Origin of the sequence: Salinispora pacifica CNR114 (assembly GCF_000514775.1) — a bacterium.
Lineage (GTDB): Bacteria > Actinomycetota > Actinomycetes > Mycobacteriales > Micromonosporaceae > Micromonospora > Micromonospora pacifica.
Genome location: NZ_AZWO01000029.1, coordinates 65559 through 72643, shown reverse-complemented (window position 1 = coordinate 72643; position 7085 = coordinate 65559). Strand labels below are relative to the sequence as shown.

Sequence of the window (7085 nt, the reverse complement as noted above, 5' to 3'; positions counted from 1 at the left end):
ACGCCTTGGTCGAGCAGGTCATGGACCTGGTGCCAGCGTTGCTGGGTCGTCTGCACGCGGGGGCCGTCGTAGATGGGTGCGTCCAGCACACCTGCCCAGCAGGCGCTGTGCGCCTTCACCTCGCTCAGAGCGGCTTCGCACAGGTTGTGCCACAGGTGCCACCTGTCCGCGACCTGCACCGCGTCGGGCAGGGNGCGNCGNATGGCCTCGGCGTAGGTCGCCGAGCCGTCGCGGCATACGACCTCGACGCCGGGATGCGCGCGCAGCCACGCTTGCAGCGTGTCGGCGGTGCGGTCGGGTAGCACCTCGATCCGCTCATGGGTCTCGGCGTCGATCACCACGGTGGCATAGCGGTGCCGCCGGCGCAGAGCGAAATCGTCAACGCCGATCACCCGAGGCGTCCGCCCGGTGGGCAACGGGATGCACAGCACGGCGCGCAGGGCCGTGTGACGGGACAAGCCCATGGCCAAGATCGCCAGCAGACGCGACCCTGCCCGGCCCGCCAACTCCTTGACCACGGCTTTGACCTGCCTGTCCAAACGAGCCGTGCGGCGCTGGTATCGCTCCAGCACCCCGGGAACCTGTTCACGGAAGGTGTGACGGCAGCCGCGCGTGGGACACACCAGACGTCTCACCCGCACCCGGACCACCACCCGTCGCCCGTCGCCCGTCGCCCGGAACGTCGGCCACTGTCCGCCAGTGATAGCCGTGCACCCGTCCCGACGAGGCCCCGCACCTCGGGCAGACCGCAGCGTCCCGCGAAGTGCGGGCCAGCACCACGATCCGCTCACCCTCGTCGGCCACGTCCTCGATGACCAGCGGGGACAGCCCCGAGAACACCGACTGTACAAGCCCATTGACATCATCCACACAGGAACAACGACACCAGCCACCCTCCGTCACCGCTGAGTAGGCTCGGGGCGCGGTGTCGGGATTGCTCCCGGTCCGTTTCCCCGAGCCTCTCGCCGAACCGGACGTGCATGTCTCCACGCATCCGGCTCTCCACGGTTTCTGTCGTCAGGCGTTCACGGTGGTAGACCACGGACTGGGGATTCTGGTTGCGCGCCAGCGGTACCGGGTGACCGGTATCGCCGCGATGGGACGCAACTCGATCTCGCCCGCGCTGATCGGTCGCCACCGCCCGACAGGGGTGACGAAGTGTCGGCGGACGTCCGTCCACGACCAGCGGTGCCGGGCGATCAGCATGCGTATCACCCGTTTCCAGATGAAGTTGTCTAACATGCTGAAGACGTTCTTCGCCACGGCGTGCCGGAAGTAGTTGGCCCAACCGTGCGTGACCAGGTTGAGTCTGGTCAGCACGGTCCCGAGGTCCTTCTGTGATGTCCTGCGTGTCAGCGCGCGGACCTTCGCCTTCAGCGACCGGATCGGCCGCTTTGCGATGAAGGTGTACACGTGCCACTTGTTCGTGCCTCGCTTACGGCGCCACTGGATGTGAAACCCCAGGAAGTCGAACCCGTCGCTCAGGTGCACCACCCTCGTCTTGGCTGGTGACAGCCTCAGTCCGAGCGGCGCGAGCATCGTCGCGACGTCCTCGCGTAACGCCTGCGCGTGGTCCTCGCCGCCGTGGACGAGGACGACGAAGTCATCGGCGTAGCGCACGAGGCGCCACGTCGCTTCGCCGCGTTTGCGCAGTTGGGCTCGGCGGTACTCACTGGCCATCGTCGCGTCCGGCCGCCATGGCGCCATCAGATGCTCGTCGAGCACCGTCAGCGCGATGTTGGCCAACAACGGGGACAGGATGCCACCCTGCGGCGTACCGGTGTGGGTGGCCCGCCGGTCACCGCCTTCGGTTGGGATCCCGGCTTTGAGCAACGCCTTCACCAGCGTCAGAACGCGTTTGTCCTTGATCCGTGTCCGGACCCGGTCCATCAACGTGACGTGGTCGATCGAGTCGAAGCACGCCTCGATGTCCGCGTCCAGGACCCACCGGTACCCGTGGGTGCCGTAGTAGTGGATCTCCGCTATCGCGTCCTGCGCCCGCCGCTTGGGCCGGAACCCGTACGAGACCGGCACGAAGTCGGCCTCGAAGATCGGTTCCAGCACGAGCTTCAGCGCCGCCTGCACGACCCTGTCCGCAAATGTGGGAATACCCAGTCTGCGGACCTTGCCTGACCCGCCCGGTTTCGGGATCTTGCGTTCCCGCACCGGCAGTGGCCGCAACGTGCCCGTCTTCACCTGGACACGCAGGTCGTCCAGGAACCCCGGAACACCGATGTGCCGCTCGACGTCAGCGACGGTCATACCGTCCACGCCGGCAGTTCTGGCTCCCAGGTTGCCCGCGACCCGGCTATACGCCACAAGCAGCGTCGCCGGGTCGTGCACGAGGTTGAACAGGTCATCGAACCGGCAGCCCGGATCGGCCGCCGCCCAACGGTGAAGCTTGGCCTGCATCTCCGCTACCCGCCGGACCGGCCCAGCCGGTTCGGTCAGAGCACCGCCATTCAACGGCGCGTCTTGCGGCATCTGGGTCTGGGTCACCAGCGGCGCCTTCCTCGCCATGGTCGCCCTGTTCGCCTACACGCTCACCTACGACCAGCCGGTGCTCCTGACCGTCGAGTACGCGCGGGATCCCGTCGTCACCGCGTACCTGCTGATCTTCATGCTGGTCGGCTTCTTCGCCTACTGCACCGACATCACCCGGCTGTGCTGGCGATTCGCCCGGATCTGCGGCCGGCCCTGGCTGCGCCGCGGTCTCCGCCTCACCGCCGTCGGCGCCGCCTTCGCTCTGCTCTACAGCACCAACAAGATCATCTATCTCATTGCCTACTGGTCCGGCTACCAACCGGCCGGCGAACGGCAGATCGCCGCCGTCCTGGTCACCATCGCCGCACTGCTCATGATGGTCGTCCTCACCATGCCGGCGTGGGGACCGATCTTCACCATCACCCGACGCTGGGACGACTACCGCTCATATCGGCAACTCGAACCGCTGTGGCGGGACCTCGTCGCCGCCCTGCCGGAGCTCGAACTCGACCCCAGCCTACGCCGCCCCCTCAGCGCCGCCCGCGACATCGACTACGCCCTGACCCGCCGCGTGGCCGAGATCCGCGACGGCCGCCTCGCCCTGCGCCCGTACACGGACGTCAAGGTGACCGAGCTGGCCGAGCGGTTCGCCGGACAGGCCGGCCTGACCGCCGACGAGCGGCGGGCCAACGTCGAGGCCGCGCACCTCGCCTGCGCCCTGCGACGCCACCGCGCCGGGCTCATGGCCGCGGTCCCCCAGCCGGCCGACGAGTTGCACCGCCCCGAAGGCGGCTACGCCGGTGAGATCGGATGGCTGGCCCAGGTCACCACCGCGTACACCCGCTCCCCCGTGGTGGCCCGCACCCTCGCCGCCGCCCAGGACGCCCCGAACCCCCGGGTTGGAGATGCCCCCCAATGAGACAGCGCCAGGCGAACCTGACCCGCATCCGTACCCTGGACCCCAAGCACGACTGGCTGGACATCTACCAGATCATGCTGCGGCTGGAGTTCCCCTGGGACATGAAGCTCGGGCTCAACCTCGCGTTCAACCGATCCTTCTCCATCCCGGCCATCGCCGCGGTACACACCGCCACCGGCGAGCTGACCGAACGCACCCAGAAGCGCGTCGACGACACCCGGCCTGTGATGTACGAGATGGTGCTCAACGGCTTCGACCAGCCCCGCGGCCGGGAGGCGCTGCGCCGGGTCAACCAGATCCACCGCCCCTACGACATCCCCAACGAGGACTACCTCTACGTCCTCGGCTGCCTGGTGGTCATCCCCACCCGGTGGCTCCAGCGGTACGGCTGGCGCCGCCCCTGCTGCCACGAGCGGCGGGCGACCCACCTGTTCTACCGGGAGCTGGGCCGACACATGGGCATCACCGACATCCCGGGCACCTACGAGGAGTTCGAGACCTGGTTCGACGCGTACGACGCCGCTCACCTCACACCCAACGACGACGCCGCGGCCATCGAGCGCGCGACCCGGTCGCTGCTGCTCGGCCGGGTCCCCCGACCTCTCGCGCCGCTCGGCGACGGGCTGGTCAGCGCCATGTACGACGAGCGGCTGCGGCGCGCGACGCGGGTCGACGCGCCGACGTGGCCGGTCCGGGCCGGCCTGCACGTGGCGCTCACGCTGCGGGCCCGGCTGCAACGGTGGCTCGGCGCCCCGCCGAAGACACCGCTGTTCGCCGCCGGGATCAGGACGAAGACATATCCGGACGCGTACGAGATCAGCGAGCTCGGGCCGCAGCCGAGCAAGACGGCCGATCGACCCGGTGACCAGCAGGAAAAATGCGGGAATGGCGAACACGGTCGCGTCGACGCGCCGTCGTGGTGACGTCCCGCCAGCGAGACAGATCCTGGCCGGCGCCGTCGCCCTCTCCTATTCTCGACCTGGTCCGGCCGCATGGGAAACGCACGTCGACGAATGCGCGACATTGCTCGGCGGACGGCCCCGACGCACCATGTGCGCAATGGCGAGGGCAGTGACGGATCGGGCCCGCGCCGGCGCGATCTCGACCGACCTCCGAAGGAGAAATCATGCGCGTGCTGGTGACTTCCTGCTCCGAGCGCACATTCCTCCAGATGATGGCGCCCGTCGCCTGGGCCCTGCGCACCGCCGGGCACGAGGTCTGCTTCGCCAGCCAACCCGAGCTGACCGAGCAGATCACCCGCACCGGCCTGGCCGCGGTGCCGATCGGCCGCAACCGGGGCGCCTGGCGCATCGCCGCGCTGCACGTCGACGAACGGGAGGCCGGCCGCCCCGACCTGCCGGCGCCCTACGACGCGCCGGTCCTGCCGCCCGAGAGCCGGGACTGGGCGGCGATGCGCGACGGCTACGAGGCGTTCACCACCCGCTACCACGGCGGCGGCTGGCACGTCACCGACAACTTCCCGATGATCGCCGACCTGGTGGCGTACGCCCGGCAGTGGCAGCCCGACCTGGTGCTGTGGGAGCCGACCACCTACGCCGGCGGTCTCGCCGCGCAGGCGTGCGGCGCGGCACACGGTCGTCTGCTGTGGAGCATCGACGTGTTCGGCGCGGCCCGGGAGATCTACCTCGACCTCGCCGCGCGGCGACCGGCGACCGACCGGGAGGACCCGATGGCCCGGTGGCTCGGCGGGTTCGCGCGCAAGCACGGCTTCGAGTTCTCCGAGGAACTCATCACCGGCCAGTTCTCCATCGACCAGCTCCCCGGATCGTTGAGCCTGGGCGCCGCCGGCCACGACTACCTGCCGGTGCAGTACATCCCCTACGCGAGCGCCACAGTGGTGCCGAAGTGGCTGTGGGACAAGCCCGAACGGCCGCGCATCGCCGTCACCCTCGGCATCACCGCGACCGACCGGTTCAACGGCTACGCCGTCGACCTGCAGGACGTGCTTAACGCGCTGGCGGACCTCGACGTCGAGGTCGTCGCCACCGTGCCGACGAAGAACCAGGCGGAGCTGACCGCGGTGCCGGCGAACGTCCGGCTGGTCGACTGGGCGCCGCTGCACGCCCTGGTGGCGACCTGCGCGGCGGTGATCAACCACGCCGGCCCGGGGACGCTGCTGACCTGCGCGGTCGCCGGTGTCCCGCAGTTGACCCTGCCGTTCGACTTCGACGAGCCGGAACTCGCCCGCCGCGCCGCCGAGCAGGGTGCCGCCCTGGTCGTCCGGCCGCAGGAGGCGACCCCCGAGGCGATCCGGGCGGCGGTGCGGCGACTGCTCGACGAGCCCCGGTTCGCGTCCCGGGCCGCCGCGCTGCGGGACGAGATCCGGGCGTTGCCCTCGCCCAACGACCTCGTGACGGAGCTGGAACAGCGGGTCGAGCACCACCGCGCCACGCGGGAGCAGCGATGCGCGTCCTGATCACCTCCATCCCCGAGCCGACCCACGTGCTCAAACTCGTGCCGCTGGCGTGGGCGCTCCGGGCCGCCGGCCACGAGGTGCGGATCGCCAGCCTGCCGCGGCTCACCACGCTGGTCGAGGAGGCCGGCCTGACCGCCGTCCCGGTGGGACGCGACGTCGAGGTCAACCGGGCGATCAGCGCGGACGAGCGGGAGGAGCACCGGCGCGGGCTGCCACCGCCGTACCACATCGCCGAGCACGGCCCGGACGACAGCCGATGGGCCGAGGACCTCGAGGCGTACCGGCTCTTCGTCCGCTGGGAGTTCCAACTCCAGAACCAGCCGCTCGTCGGCGGCCTGGTCGACTTCTGCCGGCAGTGGCGTCCGGACCTGGTGCTGTGGGAGCCGAACACCTACGCCGGCCCGATCGCCGCCCGCGCCTGCGGGGCCCGGCACGGCCGGGTCCTGTTCACCACCGACGTCTACGGCGTCACCCACCAGCACTTCCGGCAACGGCTCCGGACCCGCCCCGGCGGCGCGTCCGACCCGTTGGCGGACTGGCTGGGCGGCTACTGCCGGCGCTACGGCCTGGACTTCGCCAAGGACCTGGTGCACGGCGAGTTCACCGTGGACCAGTCACCGCCGTCACTGCGCCTGCGTGCGCCCGACGTGGACTACCTGCCGATGCAGTACGTGCCCTACGGCGGACGCGCGGCCGTCCCGGCCTGGCTGTGGCAGCGGCCGAGCCGCCCCCGGGTGGCCCTGACGCTGGGCCTGAGCGCCACCGAGCACTTCGGCGGCTACACCTTCGCCGTCGGCGAGGTGCTGGACGCCCTGGCCGACCTGGACGTCGAGATCGTCGCCACGGTCGCCGGGGCGACGGCGCCGGCCGGACCCGTGCCGGCGAACGTCCGGCTGACCGGGTTCGCCCCGCTGCACGCCCTCGCGCCCACGTGCGCCGTCGTGGTCAACCACGGCGGGTTCGGCACGGTGAGCACCGTCGCGCGCTACGGCGTGCCGCAACTGGTCCTCCCGTACCACTTCGAGGGGCCGCTGCTCGCCGGCCGGCTGGCCGCGCGCGGCGCCGCGCTGGTGCTGGGCCCCGACGACGTCGGCGGCGCCGCCGTCCGGCGGCAGGTGGCGCGGCTGCTCGACGAGGAGGGTCTCCGGGCCGGCGCGGCGGCGTTGCGCGACGAGATCCTGGCGCAGCCCACGCCCGCCGGCGTCGTGCCCCGGCTGGAGGAGCGGGTGCGCGGCTAGCGGAGCG

At 70.8% G+C, this 7085-nt stretch carries 4 protein-coding genes and 2 pseudogenes; 4 read left to right on the top strand and 2 right to left on the bottom strand.

Annotated elements, in window-relative coordinates; genetic code table 11:
* Nucleotides 1-870, bottom strand: a pseudogene (locus B118_RS28515) (ISL3 family transposase); the annotation flags it as partial.
* A gap of 147 nt (nucleotides 871-1017) precedes the next feature.
* Complete coding sequence (gene ltrA, locus B118_RS0118085) at nucleotides 1018-2499, bottom strand: group II intron reverse transcriptase/maturase (RefSeq protein ID WP_238323995.1); 1482 nt, start codon at nucleotides 2497-2499, stop codon at nucleotides 1018-1020.
* Between ltrA and B118_RS28510 the strand changes: the two are divergent.
* From B118_RS28510 to B118_RS0118065, 4 genes and pseudogenes are all read left to right on the top strand, one after another.
* Nucleotides 2486-3403 (top strand): annotated as a pseudogene (locus tag B118_RS28510) (MAB_1171c family putative transporter); the annotation flags it as partial. The gene ltrA and the pseudogene B118_RS28510 overlap by 14 nt on opposite strands.
* Nucleotides 3400-4326: an oxygenase MpaB family protein gene (locus tag B118_RS28505; protein ID WP_050592828.1), complete on the top strand. Its 927-nt coding sequence runs from the start codon at nucleotides 3400-3402 to the stop codon at nucleotides 4324-4326. The pseudogene B118_RS28510 and the gene B118_RS28505, both read left to right, overlap by 4 nt.
* A gap of 203 nt (nucleotides 4327-4529) precedes the next feature.
* Entirely contained in the window at nucleotides 4530-5840 is a 1311-nt protein-coding gene (locus B118_RS0118070; RefSeq protein WP_028193162.1) for an activator-dependent family glycosyltransferase, read from the top strand.
* The gene (locus tag B118_RS0118065; RefSeq protein WP_028193161.1) at nucleotides 5828-7078 is read left to right on the top strand and encodes an activator-dependent family glycosyltransferase; all 1251 of its coding nucleotides are present in this window, start codon (nucleotides 5828-5830) and stop codon (nucleotides 7076-7078) included. Before B118_RS0118070 ends, B118_RS0118065 begins: the two co-directional genes overlap by 13 nt.
* Nucleotides 7079-7085 lie beyond the last annotated feature (7 nt).

Excerpts from the sequence above, each read along its gene's own strand:
- B118_RS28505 (WP_050592828.1), top strand. The coding sequence starts at position 3,400 with ATGAGACAGCGCCAGGCGAACCTGACCCGCATCCGTACCCTGGACCCC.
- B118_RS0118070 (WP_028193162.1), top strand. The coding sequence starts at position 4,530 with ATGCGCGTGCTGGTGACTTCCTGCTCCGAGCGCACATTCCTCCAGATG.
- B118_RS0118065 (WP_028193161.1), top strand. The coding sequence starts at position 5,828 with ATGCGCGTCCTGATCACCTCCATCCCCGAGCCGACCCACGTGCTCAAA.